The sequence below is a fragment of the Streptomyces sp. E-08 genome, assembly GCF_049913095.1.
Lineage (GTDB): Bacteria > Actinomycetota > Actinomycetes > Streptomycetales > Streptomycetaceae > Streptomyces.
Window position 1 is genome coordinate 2,446,907 of sequence record NZ_CP183971.1, and the last position, 17,050, is coordinate 2,463,956.

Below are 17,050 nucleotides of genomic sequence, written 5' to 3' on the forward strand. Positions count from 1 at the left end.
TCCACTGTGCGGTCCGGCGGAAGTAAAAGGGGCACAGACGTGCCGACGGAAGGCTATCGCGCCCCCGTGGCCGCGCCGTCACCACTCCAGGGCGTAGGGCCTGCCGGTCGAGGCGAAGTGGCCGACGTTCACGCATTCCGTGACACCGATGCGCATGCGGCGCGCCAGCGGCTGGTGGACGTGGCCGAAGAGGGCGTACCGGGGCCGGACGCGGTGGACGGCGTCGAGCAGAGCCCGGCTGCCGCGCTCGAAGCGGCGGGCCACCGTGTCGTAGGTCAGCTCGGGCACGTCCGGCGGGATGTGGGAGCAGAGGACGTCGACGTCGCCGAGGGCCTCGACCTTCGCCGCGTACTCCTCGTCGGAGATCTCGTACGGGGTGCGCATGGGGGTGCGCAGTCCGCCGCCGACGAAGCCGAAGGTGAGGCCGCCGAGTTCGATCCGCTGTCCGTCGAGGACGGTGGTGCCGGGGCCGGCGAAGTCCGCCCAGAGCCCGGGGATGTCGACGTTCCCGTACGTGGCGTACGTGGGCGTGGGGAAGGCGGCGAAGAGTTCGGCGTACTGGCGGCGGACCGCGGCCTCGATGGCGGTGTCGCGGTCGACGTCGAGGCCGGCCCAGAGGCTGCGGCCCAGGTCGCGGGCCTCGTCGAAGCGGCGCGCCGTGCGGAGCTCGACGAGCCGGTCGGCGTTCTCGGTGCCGAAGAGGTCGGGGAAGATGCCCCGGCTGTGGTCGGCGTAGTCGAGGAAGAGGACCAGGTCACCGAGACATATGAGGGCGTCGGCGCCCTCTCCCGCCTTGGCGAGGTCGCCGGCGTTGCCGTGCACGTCACTGACCACATGGACTCGCATGAGCCCACCTTAGGGGGTGTCACCTGCGGTTACTTGGGAGTCGCGAAACCGGTGGATTACTGTGCGCAGAGCACCGCCACGCATGTGTGACGCACGGAACATCTGGCCGGGACCCCCTATCGGGAACCATGTACTGGTGGGTAACGTCCGGGGCAGTCCAGTCGTGCTCACCCCCACTGAGCACCTGCCCGATCATGGACTTCACCGGTGCATCACACAGAGCCGTGGCGCCGGCGCCCGATGAGGAGCAGCAGTCTTGCGCGAGTTCAGCCTTCCGGCCCTGTACGAGGTCCCCACGGACGGCAACCTGACGGATCTCATCCGCCGCAACGCCTCCCAGCACCCAGACGTCGCCGTGATGGGACGCAAGGTCGACGGCGTCTGGACGGACGTCACGGCCACGCAGTTCCTCGCCGAGGTCCGCGGGGTCGCCAAGGGTCTGATCGCCTCCGGTGTGGAGCCGGGCGACCGGGTCGCGCTGCTGTCCCGTACGCGGTACGAGTGGGTGCTCCTCGACTTCGCGATCTGGAGCGCGGGCGGGGTGACCGTGCCGGTGTACGAGACGAGCTCGGCGGAGCAGATCCAGTGGATCCTCGGCGACTCGGGCTCCGCCCTGGCGCTCGTCGAGAGCGCGGCGCACCAGGCGGCCGTGGAGTCGGTGCGGGAGCACCTTCCGGAACTCAAGGACGTCTGGCAGATCGAGGACGACGCGGTCGCGCGGCTCACCTCGGCCGGCGCGGAGGTCTCGGACGAGCTGCTCGACGCGCGCATGTCGGCGGCGAACGCCGACGACCCGGCGACGATCGTCTACACCTCGGGCACGACCGGCCGTCCCAAGGGCTGCGTCCTGTCCCACCGGGCCTTCTTCGCCGAGTGCGGCAACATCGTGGAGCGGCTCAAGCCCCTGTTCCGTACGGGCGAGTGCTCGGTGCTGCTGTTCCTGCCGGCCGCGCACGTCTTCGGGCGGCTGGTCGAAGTCGCGTCCGTGATGGCGCCGATCCGCCTGGGCTGCGTCCCGGACATCAAGAACCTCACGGACGAGCTGGCCTCGTTCCGGCCGACGCTGATCCTGGGCGTGCCGCGCGTCTTCGAGAAGGTCTACAACTCGGCGCGGGCGAAGGCCCAGGCCGACGGCAAGGGCAAGATCTTCGACAAGGCCGCGCACACGGCCATCGCGTACAGCCGGGCGATCGGCACCCCGCAGGGCCCGTCCTTCGGTCTGAAGCTGAAGCACAAGGTCTTCGACAAGCTGGTCTTCAGCAAGCTGCGGGCGGTGCTCGGCGGGCGCGGCGAGTACGCGATCTCGGGCGGCGCGCCGCTGGGCGAGCGGCTCGGTCACTTCTTCCGGGGCATCGGCTTCACGGTCCTGGAGGGCTACGGCCTGACGGAGTCGTGCGCGGCGACCGCGTTCAACCCCTGGGACCGGCAGAAGATCGGCACGGTCGGGCAGCCGCTGCCGGGCTCGGTGGTGCGGATCGCCGACGACGGCGAGGTGCTGCTGCACGGCGAGCACATCTTCTCGCGGTACTGGAACAACGAGGCGGCGACGGCCGAGGCGCTCGCGGACGGCTGGTTCCACACGGGTGACATCGGCACGCTCGACGAGGACGGTTACCTCGCGATCACCGGCCGCAAGAAGGAGATCCTGGTGACGGCGGGCGGCAAGAACGTCGCCCCGGCGGTCATCGAGGACCGGATCCGGGCGCACGCGCTGGTCGCGGAGTGCATGGTGGTCGGCGACGGGCGTCCGTTCGTGGGCGCGCTGGTCACGATCGACGAGGAGTTCCTGGGCCGCTGGGCGAGCGAGCACGGCAAGCCGGCCGGTTCGACGGCGGCGTCCCTCCGGGACGACGCGGAGCTGATCGCGGAGGTCCAGCGGGCGGTCGACGACGGCAACGCCGCGGTCTCGAAGGCCGAGTCGGTCCGCAAGTTCCGCATCCTCCCGGCCCAGTTCACGGAGGAGGCGGGCCACATCACCCCGTCCCTGAAGCTGAAGCGGAACGTGGTGGCGAAGGAGTTCGCGGACGAGATCGAGGCGATCTACACCAAGTAGCGGCGGATACGGAAGGGGCCCGGGGCGATCACGCCGCCCCGGGCCCCTTCCGTACGCCCAGGGCCTGTCGTCGCCTTCCCGTCTGCCCCGCGACGGGACGGTGACGACAGGCCCTAGAGGAGTGCGCGCAGTCGCTCCGCGAGCAGGTCCCAGCGCCACTTCTCCTCGACCCAGGCCCGGCCGCGCTCGCCCATGCGGGCGCGCAGCTCGGGGTCGAGGAGCAGGGTGGTGACGCGGTCGGCGGTGTCCTCGGCGGACTCGCCGCGGACGACCCAGCCGGTCTCGCCGTCGAGGACGGCGTCGGGCGCGCCGCCGGAGTCGCCGGCGACGACGGGGAGGCCGGTGGCGGAGGCCTCCAGGTAGACGATGCCGAGGCCCTCGACGTCGAGGCCGCCGCGCCGGGTGCGGCAGGGCATGGCGAAGACGTCGCCGGCGCCGTAGTGGGCGGGCAGTTCGGCCCAGGGCACGGCGCCGGTGAAGCGTACGGATCCGGCCACGCCGGTCTCGGCGGCGAGGCGGCGCAGGTCCTTCTCGTAGGGGCCGCCGCCGACGATCAGGAGGACGGCGTCCGGGACCCGGCGGAGGATCTGCGGCAGGGCCCTGATCAGGGTGTCCTGGCCCTTGCGCGGGACGAGCCGGGAGACGCAGACGACGACGGGGCGATCGCTGAGCCCGAGGCGGGCACGGACCTCGTCGCCGCCGGAGCCGGGGTGGAAGGTCTTCTCGTCGACGCCGGGCGGGAGCTGGACCATGCGGTCCGCGGCGGCCGGGGTGAGGGCGGTCGCGATCCGGGAGCGGGTGTACTCGCCGAGGTAGGTGATGGTGTCCGTGCCCTCGCCGATGCGGCGCAGGAGCTGCCGGGCGGCGGGGAGCTGGGCCCAGCCCGCCTCGTGCCCGTGGGTGGTGGCGACGAGCCGCTTCGCGCCGGCCCGGCGCAGCGCGGGGGCCATCAGGCCGAGCGGCGCGGCGGCGCCGAACCACACGGACTCGCAGCCGTGCTCGCGCAGGAGCGCGGTGGCGCGGGCGGTGACGCGAGGGGTCGGCAGCAGCATGGTGGTGCGATCCCGCACGACCGTGAAAGGCTGTTCGGCGTCGAACGCGGCCGTCGCCTCGATCCCTTCGCGGCTGCGCTTCCACGTGGAGGCGTAGACCACGATCCGGTCGGGGTCCAGGCGGAGTGCCATGTTGTGCAGGAAGGCCTGGATTCCGCCGGGACGCGGCGGGAAGTCGTTGGTTACGATCAGGGTCTTGTGCATCGTGGCCGACAGTACGCGATCGCATCCACCGCCCGGCAACACGACCGCCCCGCCACCGCGGGCCGACAGGACAGGGACGCGACAGTGACGACGGGTGCCGTGGGGAACGGATCACGCACGGGTCTGCGACTTCCGCTCGCTCTGTGGGGTCTCACCCGGATCCTGCTGCTGCTGTGCGTCTTCAAGATCGTGGTGATCCCGGGCCCGGACATCACGTTCGACGTCTCGGACATCTACCAGGGCTGGTACGAGGTCCTGCGGACGGGCACGTACCCGCTGGACGACGTCACGTGGCAGTACCCGCCGGCCGCGGCGTTCGCGATCCTCGCGCCCGGTCTGCTGCCGTTCCTCGGCTACGCGTCCGCGTTCTTCGTCCTCGCCTTCCTCTGCGACGCGGTGGTGTTCGGGCTGCTCGTCCACACGGGCCGCCGTGCGGGCCGCTCGCTGCGGGGTGCCTGGTTCTGGCTCGCGGGCGTCCCGCTGCTCGGCCCGACGGCGTACGCCCGGTACGACGTGATGGTCACCGCGGTCGCGGTCATGGCGCTGCTCGCGGCGGGCCGCAGCCCGCGGGTGCTGGGCGCGCTGGCCGGGTTCGGCGCGGTCCTGAAGGTGTGGCCGGTGCTGCTGCTCGCGGGCACCCCGAAGGGGCGGGCGACGTTCCGCTCCTGGCCGGCGGCGGTGGGCGCGGCGGCGGCGGTGCTGGCGTTCTGCCTGGTGTGGATGCCCGGGGCGCTGACCTTCCTCGGTTTCCAGCGCGACCGGGGCACGGAGGTCGAGTCGCTGGGCGCGATGGTCTTCCACGTCGTCCGGCACTTCGGCTGGTCGGGCGAGGCGCGGATGAACTACGGCTCGATCGAGTTCCTCGGCCCGTACGTGTCCACGGTGTCGACGGCCGCGCTGGTGCTCACGGTCGCCGCCTTCGGCTGGCTGCTCGTGTGGCGGTTCCGGGCGCGCCGCTTCGTCTCGTCGACGGTGGCGGACGCGGCCTTCGTCGCGGTGCTGCTGTTCACGACGACGAGCCGGGTGCTCTCCCCCCAGTACATGCTGTGGCTGGTCGGTCTGGCGGCGGTGTGCCTCGCGTACCGGTCGAGCCGGATGCGGAAGCCCGCGCACCTGGTGCTGTGGGCGACGGCGGTGACGCAGTTCGAGTTCCCGGTGTGGTTCTCGCACGTGACGCGGAGCGATCCGCTGGGCATCGCGGTGCTGTTCACGCGGAACGGTCTGCTGATCGCCGCGACGCTCATCGCCTGCCGGATCCTGTGGCGGCACACGGTGACGGAGCCGCGGCTCGCCGGCGCCGCGAAGGTGCCCGCGCAGGCGGGTCAGCCGGAGCGCGAGAAGGCCCTGTCCGGCTCGTTCTGAGCGCGCTCGGCCGCCGGGACCGTGCGGCGGTGCAGCAGGCCGAGCGCCGCGCACTGGGCCGCCATGGCGAGGGCCATGGCCAGGCAGATCCCGGGGAGGCCGGCGCCTGAGAGGGCGTACGCGAGCGGGAGCTGGACGAGGACGCCCGCGACGGTGATCCGGGCGAGGTACGGGCTCGCGCCGGTGCCCTCGAAGACCCCGGCGAGCGCGATGTACCCGGCCATGAGCAGCAGGTAGGGGCCGAGGCAGCGCAGGAAGAGCGTGCCGGCCTCCGCGACCGCGGGCTCGGCGCCGAAGGCCCGCATGACGGGTCCGGCGCCGAGGAGCAGCAGCCCGGCGGCGCCCGCGCTGAGGGTCCCGCCGAGCAGGAGGGCCTGCCGGCCGACGGCACGGCGCTCGTCCCGGCCGGAGCCGAGGAGGTGGGCGCTGTGGATGGCGGCGGCCTGCCGGACGGCGTAGAAGGCCATGGTGGCGACGTACATGGCCTTGGTGGCGATGCCGTAGGCGGCGATCTCGGCGACGCCGAGGCGGGCGACGACGGCGACGAGGGCGAGGGCTCCGGCCATGCGGACGGCGAAGTCGACGGCCATGGGCAGTCCGGTGGCGGCGGTGCGGCGCAGCGCGGCGGCCGTGGGCACGGCGGCCCGTGCGGCCCGGGCGGCCCTGAGCAGCGGGTCGCGGCGCAGGGCGAGGAGTCCGGCGGCGAGGGCGACGGTCCGGCCGGTGACGGTGGCGAGGGCGGCGCCGGGCACCCCGTACGCGTGGATGAGCAGGGGGTCGAGGACGAGGATCAGTCCGTTGGCGAGGAACGCGAGCCGCATGGGGGTGCGGGTGTCTCCGGCGCCCTTGAGGATGCCGTCGAGGACGTTGGTGGCGAAGAAGACGGCCGTGCCGGGGAGCGAGATCGCGAAGTAGGCGGTGGCCAGGGCGTGGGCGGGGTGGCCGGAGCCGCCGAGCAGGAGGGCGGCGAGCGGGTCGCGGAGCGCGTATCCGCCGAGGGCGACGGGCGGGACGAGCAGGGCGCAGAGGGCGGTGCCGCCGTGGACGGCGGCGCGGACGGCTCCCGGGTCGTCGGCGCCCCGGGCGCGGGCGACGAGGACGGTGGTGCCGGAGCCGGCCATGAGGACGACGCCGAGGAGCAGGTTCTCGACGTTGGTGGCGACGGCGACGGCGGCGACGGCGTCCCCGCCGAGCCGGGCGACCCAGATCATGTTGATGATGCCGGCGGCGACCCCGGCGAGGAGCTCGAAGTAGACCGGGCGGGCGAGCCGGACGAGCGTGCGGCGGTGCGCGGACATGGCGAAAGGACCCCCTCTTTTCGAGATACCTCGAAAAGAGGCACCTCGAAAAGAGGTAGCATGACGAGCAGTCACCCGACAAGCGAGAAGGAGCGGTGCCCCGGTGCTGGAGCTGTCGATCCTGGGCTTCCTGTACGAGAAGCCGCTGCACGGCTACGAGCTGAAGGAACGCATCCAGGGCCTCAGCGGCCACGTCCGCCCGGTCAGCGACGGCGCCCTCTACCCGGCGATCACCCGCCTGGTGAAGAACGGCCTGGTCGAGAGCCGTACGGAACCGGGCGCGAGCGCGGCCCCGCGCCGCACGCTCTCGCTCACCCCGGAAGGCCGCCAGGAGCTTCTCGCCCGGCTGCGCACCCCCAAGGACGCCGAGATCACCGACGGCCAGCGGTTCTTCACCCTGCTCGCCTTCCTGCGGCACCTCCCCGACGCGGCGGACCAGGCGGCCGTCCTCCGCCGCCGCCAGGAGTTCCTGAACACTCCCGCCAGCTTCTTCTACGAGGGCGGGACCCCGGTCACCGTCGAGCGGGAGCCCGACCTCTTCCGCCAGGGGATGCTGCGGATCGCCCGCGCGACGGGCACCGAGGAGAAGGCCTGGCTGACCGAGGCGCTCGCCCGGCTGGACGAGGGCTAGCTAGGGGGTGACAGGCCCTAGCCCAGCCGCTCCCCCAGGTACGCGCGCCAGTCGGCGGTGAACTCGTCCGGTGTGGTGTCCAGGACCTCGCGGAGCGCCTTCTCCACCGCGCCGTCGCGGGCCGGGTGCGCGCCCACCGCCCGGTAGAACGCCGTCAGCCTCTCCTCGCCCCAGCGGTCCGCGATCAGCTCGCAGGCCAGCCAGCCGCCCTCGTAGGCCCGGGCCAGGGCGTCCGCGTCGCCACCGAAGGCGAAGGCCTCGTCGTCGGGGAGCTCCGCCGGGAGGTCGCCCGCACGGACCGCGCGGCGCAGCTCGGGGGCGGCCTGGGCGGCGGTGCGGCCGGTCCCCCGGTAGGCGACCCAGTCGGCGAAGCCCTCGGAGAGCCAGACCGGGGTGGCCTTCGTGGTCTGGACGCGGGTCGCGACATGGGTGGTCTCGTGGGTGAGGACCAGCTGCCGGCCGAACGCGCCGAGCACCGCGTACGCGTCCGGGTTCACGATCACGCGGTCCGCGGGCGCGGTGGGACCGCCGCCCGCCCGGCCGGTCGTGACGGCCGCTATGCCCCGGTAGGAGTCGGCAGGACCGCCGAGGAGCCGGCCCATGGCGTCGATCGAGGCGGGCACGAGGACCACGACCCGGCCCGCCCAGTTCCCGTGCCAGGCGTCCCCGACCGCGGGCACCGCCCGGTCCGCGGCCGCCGCGATCTCCCGCAGCCGCTCCTGGCTCTGCCCCACTCCCAGGACGAGGCTGCGCGCGCCGGTCACGGTCGTGACCTCGCCCTGCTGCCACAGCTGCTGCGGGGCGCCCTCGGCGGCGCGGTCCCCGGTCACGTACCAGCGGCCGTCCCGCTCGGCGAGGTCGAGGACCCGCTCGGTGGTGGCCGGCCCGGAGTCGTAGCCCTTGATCCGGTAGCCGAGCTCGGTCCGGGCGGTGACCCGGCCCTCGCCGGTCCGGTCGACGTCGGTGACCCGGTAGGACCAGCCGCCCAGCGGGATCTTCGCGAGCCGGTCGAACTCGGTGCGGGCGGCCGGCGCGAGCGCGGGGTCGAGGGCGGCGAGGTAGCCGGGCTCGTCCCGGTCGAGCAGCGCCCGCGCGTGCTGGTCGAGCAGGCTCTGGATCTCCCGGGAGGACGGACCGTCCGGGGCGGGGGCCGCGCATCCGCCGAGGACGAGCACCACGGCCGGCAGGACCGCCGCCGCGCCGCGCACCGCTCCACTCAGCCGAACCGCCACGCCCCCGATCGTACGGGGGCGGTGTCAGACGCGGGTGACGGTGACGTGGGACATCATGTTCACCGGGTCGTAGCGGACCCGGGCGCCCGGATAGGGGGCGTGGATGACCTGGCCGTTCCCGGCGTAGATCGCCACATGGCTGGCGTCGCCGCGGTACGTGACGAGGTCGCCCGGCTGCGCCTGCGAGAGCGGCACCTGCCGGCCCGCGTGACGCTGCGCCGAGGAGGTGCGCGGCAGGCTGATCCCGGCCTGCCGGTACGACCAGACCATCAGGCCCGAGCAGTCGAAGGCCGAGGGACCGGTGGCCCCCCACACGTACGGCCTGCCGATCGCGCTGCGGGCGGCGATCACCGCGGCGGCGGCCCGCGAGGGGCCGAGGTCGGCGAGCGGCGGGAGCTCCTCGGCGGGCCCCTCGGCGCGCTCGCCGGTGCGGGAGGCGCGGTCGTAGTCGGCGCGCTCCTCGACGGTGAGCGAGGCGAGCACCCGGCGGGCCTCGGCGAGCTTCCGCTCGACGGTGCGTTTGTGGCGGGCGACCTCGTCCCGGCTGCGCTCCAGTTCGGCGAGGGCCGTGCGGGCCTCGCTCCGCTTCTGGTTCAGGCCGCGCTGCGCGCGCCGGAGTTCGCCGAGCGCGGCGCTCTGGCGGGCGGTGACGCGGTCCAGGGCGGTGGCCCGGTCCAGGTAGCTGTCCGGGTCGGAGGAGAGCAGCAGGGCGAGGGCGGGGTCGATGCCGCCGGAGCGGTACTGGGCCCCGGCGACCGAACCGAGCGCGCCCCGCATGCGGTTGATGCGTTCCTGGCCGCGGGCGAGGCTGTCCTGCGCCTGGGAGACCGTCCGGCGCAGCGCGTCCGCCTTCTCGTCCGCCCGGTTGTAGCCCTCGGTGGCCTTCTCGGCCTCCTCGAAGAGGCGGTCGACCGTGGCGCGGGTGGCCGCGGGCGTGGCGCCGGGGTCGGCGCTCGCGGGGACGGCCCCGAGGGACGCCGCCGCGGTGGCCGCGGCGGCGGCGGTGAGGACGGTGACCCGGGCGGGTCGGCGGTGGGACGCCACGGATCGCGCTCCGTTCGGCTCGACGCAGACTGGCGCGGCAGACAGTAGCCGCTGATCACTCCTCGTCCAACGAAGGCGCCGGGCACACAAAGTGACGCCCCGCCGGAGAACACAGGTCACCGGCGGGGCGTCAGGTCAGCGCGTGTCACCGCGAACCACCCGTTCGGGCGGCATGGCGGAGCGGTTCGGCGTGCGTCAGATGCGGACGCCGAACATGAACGAGCCCAGGGTGTTCATGGACTCGTAGCGGACGTAGGCGCCCGGGTACGGGGCGTGCAGGACCGTGTTGTTGCCCGCGTACAGACCCACGTGCTGCAGACCGTTGAAGAAGACCAGGTCGCCCGGCTTGAGCTGGCTGCGGCCGATCTTCACGCCGTCGTTCTGCTGGGTGTAGGTGGTGCGGGTGAGGTCGACGCCCGCCTGGCCGTAGGCCCACATGGTCAGACCCGAGCAGTCGTACGAGTTGGGGCCCTCCATGCCGGAGGAGTACGGCTTGCCGATCTGGGTGGCGGCGGCGGCGAGGGCGGCGGCGCCGCGCTGCGAGGCCGGGACCTCGTTGCCCAGGTTCACGCGCTCGCCGGCCGCGCGGCTGGCGCGCTGCTCCTTCTCCTGCATCTTGGCGCGCTCTTCGGCGGTCAGGGTGTTGAGGAGCTTCCGGGCCTCGGCGAGCTTGCCCAGGAACTTCTTCTTCTTCTCGCCGAGCGTCTTGCGGACGTCCTCGAGGTCGGCCAGCTTCGTGGTCGCCTCGGCCCGCTCCTGGGCGAGCGTGCGCTGCTTGGCCTGGATCGAGGTCAGCACGTCGGCCTGCTGGGCGCTGATCTGGTCGATCGCGGACGCCTTGTCGAGGTAGGTGTCCGGGTCGGCGGAGAGGAAGAGCTGGAGCGCCGGGTCGATGCCGCCGGAGCGGTACTGGGCGCTGGCGACCGAACCGATCTGGTCCCGCAGGGTGTTGAGCTCCTGCTGACCCCGGGCCACCTTGTCCTGGAGCTGGCCGATCTCCTTCTGCAGCTTGCCGCGGCGCTCGTCGGCCAGGTTGTACTGCTCCGTGGCCTCTTCGGCCTCGTGGTTCAGCTTGTCGACCTTCGACTTGACGTCGTCGATCTTCGGCTGCGCGGGGGCGGCCTGGGCACCGGACTGGGCGGAGAGGGCGACTGCAGCGGCCGCGGCCGCGGTGAACACGGTCACACGGGTACGGCTCGGCTGCTTGGGACGACGGTGGGACGCCACGAAGGCGAGCTCCTTCTTCCTCAGAGCCGCCCAACCGGTCACGGGCAGGCGGTTCCTCCGCCGCCACCCCGGATGGGTGATCAACCGCGCGAAGGTTCGAGGCTCGACCCTAGTGACCAAGTTGTGATCAGTTCAAATCCCACTGGCAAAAATCTCGCCCACGCACCACTTTATTTACATACATCACACGGCCAGTGATGAGCACTTGACGGTGCGCCATCCAGAATTCGGGCATACCGCTCAGGAGTTGCGATGTGTCACGAGAGCCGCGAAAGCCGCTTCAGCAACAAGGCGGACGCCACCGGCCGCGCCCCCGCCTTCGCGACGCCGTCGGCCACCTCGCGGTCGGTCGAGACGACCACGACCGGCCGCCCCGGCGGCTCCGCCCGGACCAGCTGCCGGATCAACTCGTCCGCCGTGACACCGGGCTTGGAGAACAGCACCCGCACCCCGCGCGGCGGCGCGAGCAGCACCGGGGCCGCCAGCTCCGCCCCGTCGAAGACACAGGTGACCTCGGCGCCCGAGCGGGCCGCCAGGGCCGAGAGCCCGCCGAGCAGCCGCAGCCGCTGCTTCTCCAGGGGCATCGTCGGATAGCCGGTCTTGGTGACGTTGTAGCCGTCGACGACCAGATGCGCCTGCGGCAGCGCGAGCAGCTGGTCGAGCAGCGCCGGATCCGTCTCGGACAGTGCCCGCGCCGCGATGTCCTTCGGGGACATCCGCCCCGGCTCCACCGCGTCCACGGTGTCCGCCGGGTGCACCGAGACGGGCGGCAGCGCGAGTTCGCGCCGCAGCCCCTGCGCCGCGTCGAGGACCGTGTCGAGCAGCAGCCGCAGCCGCATGTCCTCCACCGAGCGCCCCTCGCGGGCGGTCCTGCGGCTGGCCTCCAGGGCCGCCTCGACCTCGCCGAGCCGGGCCCTGAGCCGCCGCGTCTCGCTCTCGGCGGCCGACACCTGCGTCGCCGACTCCGCGCGCGCGGCCTCGATCTCGCCCTGGACCTTGCGCAGCGCCGCCTCGCCGCGCTTGACGTCGCTCTGGGCGCTGCGCAGCTTGCGCTGAAGCGATTCCGCTTCCCTGCGGGCGGTGTCCAGGTCGCGCCGGAGCTGCTCGGTCTCGCCCCGGGAGCGGTCCTGGGCGGCGGCGAGCTCCTCGCGCAGCCGCTCCAGCTCGCGCCGTCCGGCCTCGTCGGCCCGCTCGGCGTCGGCCCGCTGGGCCTCCTCGCCGGCGGCGGCGACCAGCTTGACCCAGCCGGGCGGGCGCAGCACATAGGCGGCCGCCGCCACGTCGACGGGGTCGGCGGCCGCGGGCGGGGTGCCGGTCTCCACGGCCCCGGCCAGCTCGGGCTGGCCCTGCTTGAACCGTTCGCCGATCCGCTGCCGGAAGAGCGGGTCGCTCTCCAGCGCGGCGGCCATCGCGTTGCCGGCGAACTTGGCCCGCCGGCTCGCGGTGAAGCGGGCGTACTGCCGCAGGGGTCCGGGCAGCTCCGCGACGGTCAGCCCGCCGAAGGCGTCCGCGACCAGCGCGACGACCCGCCGCCGTACGCCTTCCGGCAGCGGGTGGTCGAGCGTCTCGGCAGCGTCACCTGCCGCGCCGGCCGGCTCACCACCGTGCGCGGGCTGCTCCACGATCCGTCACCCCTATGTCGTCCGCGCCGTCCCTCAGGAGGCGGCGCCCGGCCTGTCCACCAGTTCGATCTGGTCCACCGCGTTGCACCAGCGGCAGCGGACCGACTCGATGGTCTCACTGACCACCTGCCGCTCCTCGACCGTCGGGTCTCCTGCGAGGTCCAGATGGACGTACTCCACGACCTTGGAGGAGCGGGTCACGTCGAAGCGGGTCAGATTGCCGCAGAGCGTGCAGCGCCAGCGGGTCTCGTCGGTCGGCAGGGGAACCGTCGTCATCGGTGCCGTCCTTCTTCCTGTTGCGTGGTACCAGGTGCGGGAGCCGCGGTGCGCCGTCGAACTGCGGTCGGTGGTGCCCGTAACACTAAGGCCTCGCGGGGAGGGCGGGACACGGCGAGGCACTCTGTCCACTTCGGCCCCGGTACGCCATGATCTGTCCATGATCGACTGGCGAGGCGCGGCGCTCGGGGCCTGGCGGGGCACCCGCGGCGGACCCACCGTGACGTACGCACTGATCGCCGCCTGCTGCCTGCTCTTCGTGATCAGCCCGGTCTCCGGACTCAGCCCCGGGTACGGCACGGGCGACGAGCTCCTGGCGGCCCAGGGCGCCTACTTCCGCCGCTGGGGCGTCGTCCCCGCCGAGCTGATGAGCGGCGACTCCAGGGCCCTGCTCACCCCGCTGACCGCGCTCTTCGTCCACGGCAGCTGGCTCCACCTGCTGGGAAACATGCTGTTCCTGTACGTCTTCGGCGCGATGGCCGAGGAACGCATGGGGCCCGTCGAGTTCTGCCTCTTCTACCTGGGGACCGGCTATGTCGCCCTGCTCGGGTACGCGGTGGCGCACGCGGACAGCGAGCAGACCCTGGTCGGCGCCTCCGGGGCGATCTCCGCGGTGCTCGGGGCGTTCCTCTTCCTCTTCCCGCGCTCCCGGGTCACGAGCCTCTTCCCCTTCCTGTTCTTCCTGCCGCTGCGCTTCCCCGCCTGGATCGTGCTGATCTTCTGGTTCACGCTCCAGTGGATGGCCGCGCGGGCGGCGGGCGCCGGACCCGGCGTCGCCTACCTGGCCCACGTCGTGGGCTTCTCCGTCGGCTTCCTCTACGCCTGGGGGCGCTTCCGCGGTGGGGATAGAGTGAAAGTCCCAGCCGCGGCGACCGAGGGAGAAAGCCAGCCGTGATCACCGCGATCGTGCTCATCAAGACCAGCGTGGACCGCATTCCCGAGATCGCCGAGTCGATCGCCGCGCTCGACAGCGTCAGCGAGGTCTTCTCGGTCACCGGAACATACGACCTGATCGCCATGGTCCGGGTCCCGCGCCACGACGACCTCGCCGACGTCATCCCCGGCCGCATCAGCAAGATTCCGGGCGTCGAGGCCACGGACACGCACGTCGCGTTCCGGACGTACTCCCAGCACGACCTGGAGGCGGCCTTCGCCATCGGCCTGGAGTCCTGACACCGCGCACCCGAGCACGACCGAAGGGGGCCTCCCGACCGGGAGGCCCCCTTCACCCGTACGAGTGACCGATCAGCCGCGGTCCGGGACGCAGCGGCCGTCCTCGGTGCGGTACTTCCACTGCGCGCCGTCCCGGACGAGCTCCTTCACGGCGCCGACGAACCGCTCCACGTGCTCGTCCGGCGTACCGGCGCCGAAGCTCACCCGGATGGCGTTGAGCGAACGCTCCCCCGGGGCGGCCTCCGGCGCACCGCACTCGCCCGGGTCCTGCGGGTCGCTGCCGAGCAGGGTGCGGACCAGCGGGTGGGCGCAGAAGAGGCCGTCGCGGACGCCGATGCCGTACTCGGCGGAGAGCGCGGCGGCGAAGTGGGAGCTGTTCCAGCCCTCCACGACGAAGGAGATGACGCCCACGCGGGGCGCGTCGTCGCCGAAGAGCGAGAGCACCCGCACCTCGGGCACCTCGGCCAGGCCCGCGCGGACGGTGTCGATCAGGTGCCGCTCGCGGGCGACGAGGGAGTCGAAGCCGGCCTCGGTGAGCGCCTTGCAGGCGGAGGCGATCGAGTAGACGCCGATGACGTTCGGCGAACCGGCCTCGTGCCGGGCCGCGGTGGTGTGCCACTCCACGTCCACACCACCGTCGGCCCGGCGTGCCACCTTGCGGGAGGCGCCGCCGCCCGCGAGGTAGGGCTCGGAATCCTGGAGCCAGTCGGCGCGGCCGGCGAGGACGCCGGAGCCGAAGGGCGCGTACAGCTTGTGCCCGGAGAAGGCGACCCAGTCCACGTCGAGCTCGCGCACGGAGACCGGGTGGTGGGGGGCGAGCTGGGCGGCGTCGAGCACGATCCGGGCACCGTGGGCGTGCGCGGCGGCGGCGAGCTCCTTCACCGGCCACAGCTCACCGGTGACGTTGGAGGCGCCGGTGACGCAGACCAGGGCGGGACCGTACGGGTCGCGGTCGGCGAGGGCGCGCTCCAGGGTCGCGACGGCCTGCTCCGGGGTGCGCGGCGCGTTGAGGTAGGTGACGCGGGCGTCCCTCCAGGGCAGCAGCGAGGCGTGGTGCTCGGTCTCGAAGACGAAGACCTGGCAGCCGGCCGGGATCGTGGCGGCGAGCAGGTTCAGCGAGTCGGTGGTGGAGCGGGTGAAGACGACCTGGTCGCCGGGGCGGCAGTCGAGGAACTCGGCGACGGTGACGCGGCTGTTCTCGAAGAGGTCGGTGGAGAGCTGGGAGAGGTAGCCGGCGCCGCGGTGCACGCTGCCGTAGTAGGGGGCGTAGGCGGCCACGTCGTCCCAGACCCGCTGGAGCGCCGGTGCGCTGGCCGCGTAGTCGAGCGCCGCGTAGGTCACCTCGCCGCCGGTGACGAGCGGGACGGTGACGTCCCGGCCGAGGACCGGCAGCGGGGCGTCGCAGCAGGGTTCGGCGGAGTCTGCGGCAGTGTCGACGGTGGCTACGGTGGCGGCGTTCGGGCGTGCGGACATAGCGGTGTCTCCCGGCATGAAAGGGGCGCGAAAAGGCGTGAAGGGGCCCGCAGGGCAGCGCGAACGAAGGGTGCCGCGTACGGGTGAAGGGTGGAGAGAGGGGGCCTGAAGGGCCCTAACGCATTCGCTTGCTCACGAGACAACGCTCCCTAGAGGACCAAGGACCCCAGGGTGACGCGCAGGGGTCCGCGCTTGCCGCAGGCTTCTGCCGTACGGCCTGGTCTTCACCCGGGGCACCCCGCCACGGACGGAGGGTTGCCGGACAGCCGGCCGGGGCCTTGCAGCTGTCACTCATGACCTGTTCCAGAACCTATGCCAGTCGATCAGGACGCCGCAACCCCGTCCCGGCATCCGGGACGGGGTCGACATACGCCGTTCACACAGGCTCAGGCGTTGCTGGCGGCGATCCAGCGCTCCAGGGTGCGGTGGGCCGCGCCGGAGTCGATCGACTCGGCCGCCTTCGCGATGCCCGCGGCGAGTTGCTCCACGAGGGTGCCCGCTCCGGGCTCCAGGGCGGTGAGCGCCGCCGCCGCGTTGAGCAGCACCGCGTCCCGTACCGGACCGGTCTCCCCCGCGAGCAGCCGGCGCGCCACGTCGGCGTTGTACGAGGCGTCGGCGCCGCGCAGCGCCTCCAGGGGGACGAGCTCGATGCCGACGTCGCGCGGGTCGAAGCGCTCCTCGGTGACGCCGCCGTCCTTGACCACCCAGACGCGGGAGGTGGAGGTGGTGGTCAGCTCGTCCAGGCCGTCGTCGCCGCGGAAGACGAGGGCCGAGTTGCCGCGCTCGGCGAAGACCCCGGCGACGACGGGCGCCATGCGCGGGTCGGCGACGCCGACGGCCTGGGCCCGCACCTTGGCGGGGTTGGTCAGCGGGCCGAGGACGTTGAAGGTGGTCCGGATGCCCAGCTGGCCGCGGGCCGCGGCGACGTGCCGCAGCGAGGGGTGGAACCGCACGGCGAAGCACATGGTGATGCCGGCCTCCTCGGCCACCTCGGCGACCCGGCGCGGGGTCAGGTCGAGGTTGATGCCGAGCTTCTCCAGGACGTCGGAGGAACCGGAGGCGGAGGACGCGGCCCGGTTGCCGTGCTTGACGACCTTGGCGCCCGTGCCGGCGACCACGATCGAGGCCATGGTGGAGATGTTGACCGTCTTGGCGCCGTCGCCGCCGGTGCCGACGATGTCGACGGCGGGGCCCGGCACCTCGATCACGTTGGCGTGCGCGTACATGGTCCGGACGAGGCCGGTGATCTCCTGCACGGTCTCGCCCTTGGCGCGCAGCGCCACCATGAAGCCGGCGATCTGCGCGTCGGTCGCCTCGCCGCTCATGATCAGGTCCATCGCCCAGGCGGTGTCGTCGGCGGAGAGGTCCCTGCCGTCGAGCAGGCCGTTCAGCAGGACGGGCCAGGAGCGGCCCGCCGTGGTAGGTCCTCCAGCGGGGGTCGCAGCGCTCATGGCAGCTCCTGGTCTGTTGCGTGCGCAATAGGTGACGGCTTAACCCTATCGACCTCCGGGGACGGCAAAGAGCCCCGTCCATCGAATGGACGGGGCTCTCGCCGTG

Annotated in this window: 15 protein-coding genes and 1 riboswitch; of the genes, 5 read left to right on the forward strand and 10 right to left on the reverse strand. The window is 72.9% G+C overall.

Annotation, left to right across the window (positions count from 1 at the left end; all coding sequences use genetic code 11):
• Window positions 1-78: 78 nt before the first annotated feature.
• Window positions 79-846 carry a metallophosphoesterase family protein gene (locus ACN9MM_RS11180; protein WP_426363473.1) on the reverse strand — a complete coding sequence of 256 codons (768 nt, stop codon included), beginning with the start codon at window positions 844-846 and terminating at the stop codon, window positions 79-81.
• A 256-nt stretch (window positions 847-1,102) separates the two neighbouring features.
• Here ACN9MM_RS11180 and ACN9MM_RS11185 point away from each other — a divergent pair, with 256 nt between their 5' ends.
• A complete protein-coding gene (locus tag ACN9MM_RS11185) occupies window positions 1,103-2,899 on the forward strand; it encodes an AMP-dependent synthetase/ligase (RefSeq protein WP_382873922.1) in 1,797 nt (598 codons plus the stop codon).
• A 113-nt stretch (window positions 2,900-3,012) separates the two neighbouring features.
• Here ACN9MM_RS11185 and ACN9MM_RS11190 read toward each other — a convergent pair whose 3' ends face one another.
• Window positions 3,013-4,155 (reverse strand): glycosyltransferase family 4 protein, encoded by a 1,143-nt coding sequence (locus tag ACN9MM_RS11190; protein ID WP_382869895.1) that lies wholly within the window; start codon window positions 4,153-4,155, stop codon window positions 3,013-3,015.
• Window positions 4,156-4,254: 99 nt separating this feature from the next.
• Here ACN9MM_RS11190 and ACN9MM_RS11195 point away from each other — a divergent pair, with 99 nt between their 5' ends.
• On the forward strand, window positions 4,255-5,517 hold the full coding sequence (locus tag ACN9MM_RS11195; RefSeq protein ID WP_426363474.1) for a glycosyltransferase 87 family protein: 1,263 nt from the start codon (window positions 4,255-4,257) through the stop codon (window positions 5,515-5,517).
• On the opposite strand, the gene ACN9MM_RS11200 is transcribed toward ACN9MM_RS11195, so the two are convergent.
• On the reverse strand, window positions 5,478-6,815 hold the full coding sequence (locus ACN9MM_RS11200) for an MATE family efflux transporter (protein ID WP_426363475.1): 1,338 nt from the start codon (window positions 6,813-6,815) through the stop codon (window positions 5,478-5,480). The genes ACN9MM_RS11195 and ACN9MM_RS11200 overlap by 40 nt on opposite strands.
• A 103-nt stretch (window positions 6,816-6,918) precedes the next feature.
• Here ACN9MM_RS11200 and ACN9MM_RS11205 point away from each other — a divergent pair, with 103 nt between their 5' ends.
• Entirely contained in the window at window positions 6,919-7,446 is a 528-nt protein-coding gene (locus ACN9MM_RS11205; protein ID WP_426363476.1) for a PadR family transcriptional regulator, read from the forward strand.
• Between the two features lie 17 nt (window positions 7,447-7,463).
• On the opposite strand, the gene ACN9MM_RS11210 is transcribed toward ACN9MM_RS11205, so the two are convergent.
• From ACN9MM_RS11210 to ACN9MM_RS11230, 5 genes are all read right to left on the reverse strand, one after another.
• Window positions 7,464-8,678 carry a hypothetical protein gene (locus ACN9MM_RS11210; protein WP_426363477.1) on the reverse strand — a complete coding sequence of 405 codons (1,215 nt, stop codon included), beginning with the start codon at window positions 8,676-8,678 and terminating at the stop codon, window positions 7,464-7,466.
• A 24-nt stretch (window positions 8,679-8,702) separates the two neighbouring features.
• Window positions 8,703-9,722 (reverse strand): NlpC/P60 family protein, encoded by a 1,020-nt coding sequence (locus ACN9MM_RS11215; RefSeq protein WP_426363478.1) that lies wholly within the window; start codon window positions 9,720-9,722, stop codon window positions 8,703-8,705.
• A 195-nt stretch (window positions 9,723-9,917) separates the two neighbouring features.
• Window positions 9,918-10,949 (reverse strand): NlpC/P60 family protein, encoded by a 1,032-nt coding sequence (locus ACN9MM_RS11220; RefSeq protein ID WP_426368718.1) that lies wholly within the window; start codon window positions 10,947-10,949, stop codon window positions 9,918-9,920.
• 257 nt (window positions 10,950-11,206) lie between these two features.
• Window positions 11,207-12,571, reverse strand: coding sequence for an NYN domain-containing protein (locus ACN9MM_RS11225; RefSeq protein WP_426363479.1), 1,365 nt, complete (start codon window positions 12,569-12,571; stop codon window positions 11,207-11,209).
• Window positions 12,572-12,604: 33 nt separating this feature from the next.
• Window positions 12,605-12,847, reverse strand: a complete 243-nt coding sequence (locus ACN9MM_RS11230) for a hypothetical protein (RefSeq protein WP_055644001.1) — start codon at window positions 12,845-12,847, stop codon at window positions 12,605-12,607.
• A gap of 160 nt (window positions 12,848-13,007) precedes the next feature.
• Between ACN9MM_RS11230 and ACN9MM_RS11235 the strand changes: the two genes are divergently transcribed.
• A complete protein-coding gene (locus ACN9MM_RS11235; RefSeq protein ID WP_426363480.1) occupies window positions 13,008-13,742 on the forward strand; it encodes a rhomboid family intramembrane serine protease in 735 nt (244 codons plus the stop codon).
• Window positions 13,739-14,020 (forward strand): Lrp/AsnC family transcriptional regulator, encoded by a 282-nt coding sequence (locus ACN9MM_RS11240; RefSeq protein ID WP_017238849.1) that lies wholly within the window; start codon window positions 13,739-13,741, stop codon window positions 14,018-14,020. The genes ACN9MM_RS11235 and ACN9MM_RS11240 overlap by 4 nt, the downstream gene beginning before the upstream one ends.
• Before the next feature lie 72 nt (window positions 14,021-14,092).
• Here ACN9MM_RS11240 and ACN9MM_RS11245 read toward each other — a convergent pair whose 3' ends face one another.
• Together ACN9MM_RS11245 and trpD are read right to left on the reverse strand one after the other, a co-directional pair.
• A complete protein-coding gene (locus ACN9MM_RS11245) occupies window positions 14,093-15,493 on the reverse strand; it encodes an aminotransferase class V-fold PLP-dependent enzyme (protein ID WP_426363481.1) in 1,401 nt (466 codons plus the stop codon).
• A 183-nt stretch (window positions 15,494-15,676) separates the two neighbouring features.
• Window positions 15,677-15,792: riboswitch (SAM riboswitch) on the reverse strand.
• An 87-nt stretch (window positions 15,793-15,879) separates the two neighbouring features.
• Window positions 15,880-16,944, reverse strand: a complete 1,065-nt coding sequence (gene trpD / locus ACN9MM_RS11250; RefSeq protein ID WP_426363482.1) for an anthranilate phosphoribosyltransferase — start codon at window positions 16,942-16,944, stop codon at window positions 15,880-15,882.
• Window positions 16,945-17,050: the final 106 nt, after the last annotated feature.

Bases quoted from the DNA above. Each gene is read 5' to 3' on its own strand.
- ACN9MM_RS11190 (WP_382869895.1), bottom strand. From the start codon at position 4,155: ATGCACAAGACCCTGATCGTAACCAACGACTTCCCGCCGCGTCCCGGC.
- ACN9MM_RS11180 (WP_426363473.1), bottom strand. From the start codon at position 846: ATGCGAGTCCATGTGGTCAGTGACGTGCACGGCAACGCCGGCGACCTC.
- trpD (WP_426363482.1), bottom strand. From the start codon at position 16,944: ATGAGCGCTGCGACCCCCGCTGGAGGACCTACCACGGCGGGCCGCTCC.
- ACN9MM_RS11200 (WP_426363475.1), bottom strand. From the start codon at position 6,815: ATGTCCGCGCACCGCCGCACGCTCGTCCGGCTCGCCCGCCCGGTCTAC.
- ACN9MM_RS11235 (WP_426363480.1), top strand. From the start codon at position 13,008: ATGATCGACTGGCGAGGCGCGGCGCTCGGGGCCTGGCGGGGCACCCGC.
- ACN9MM_RS11230 (WP_055644001.1), bottom strand. From the start codon at position 12,847: ATGACGACGGTTCCCCTGCCGACCGACGAGACCCGCTGGCGCTGCACG.
- ACN9MM_RS11245 (WP_426363481.1), bottom strand. From the start codon at position 15,493: ATGTCCGCACGCCCGAACGCCGCCACCGTAGCCACCGTCGACACTGCC.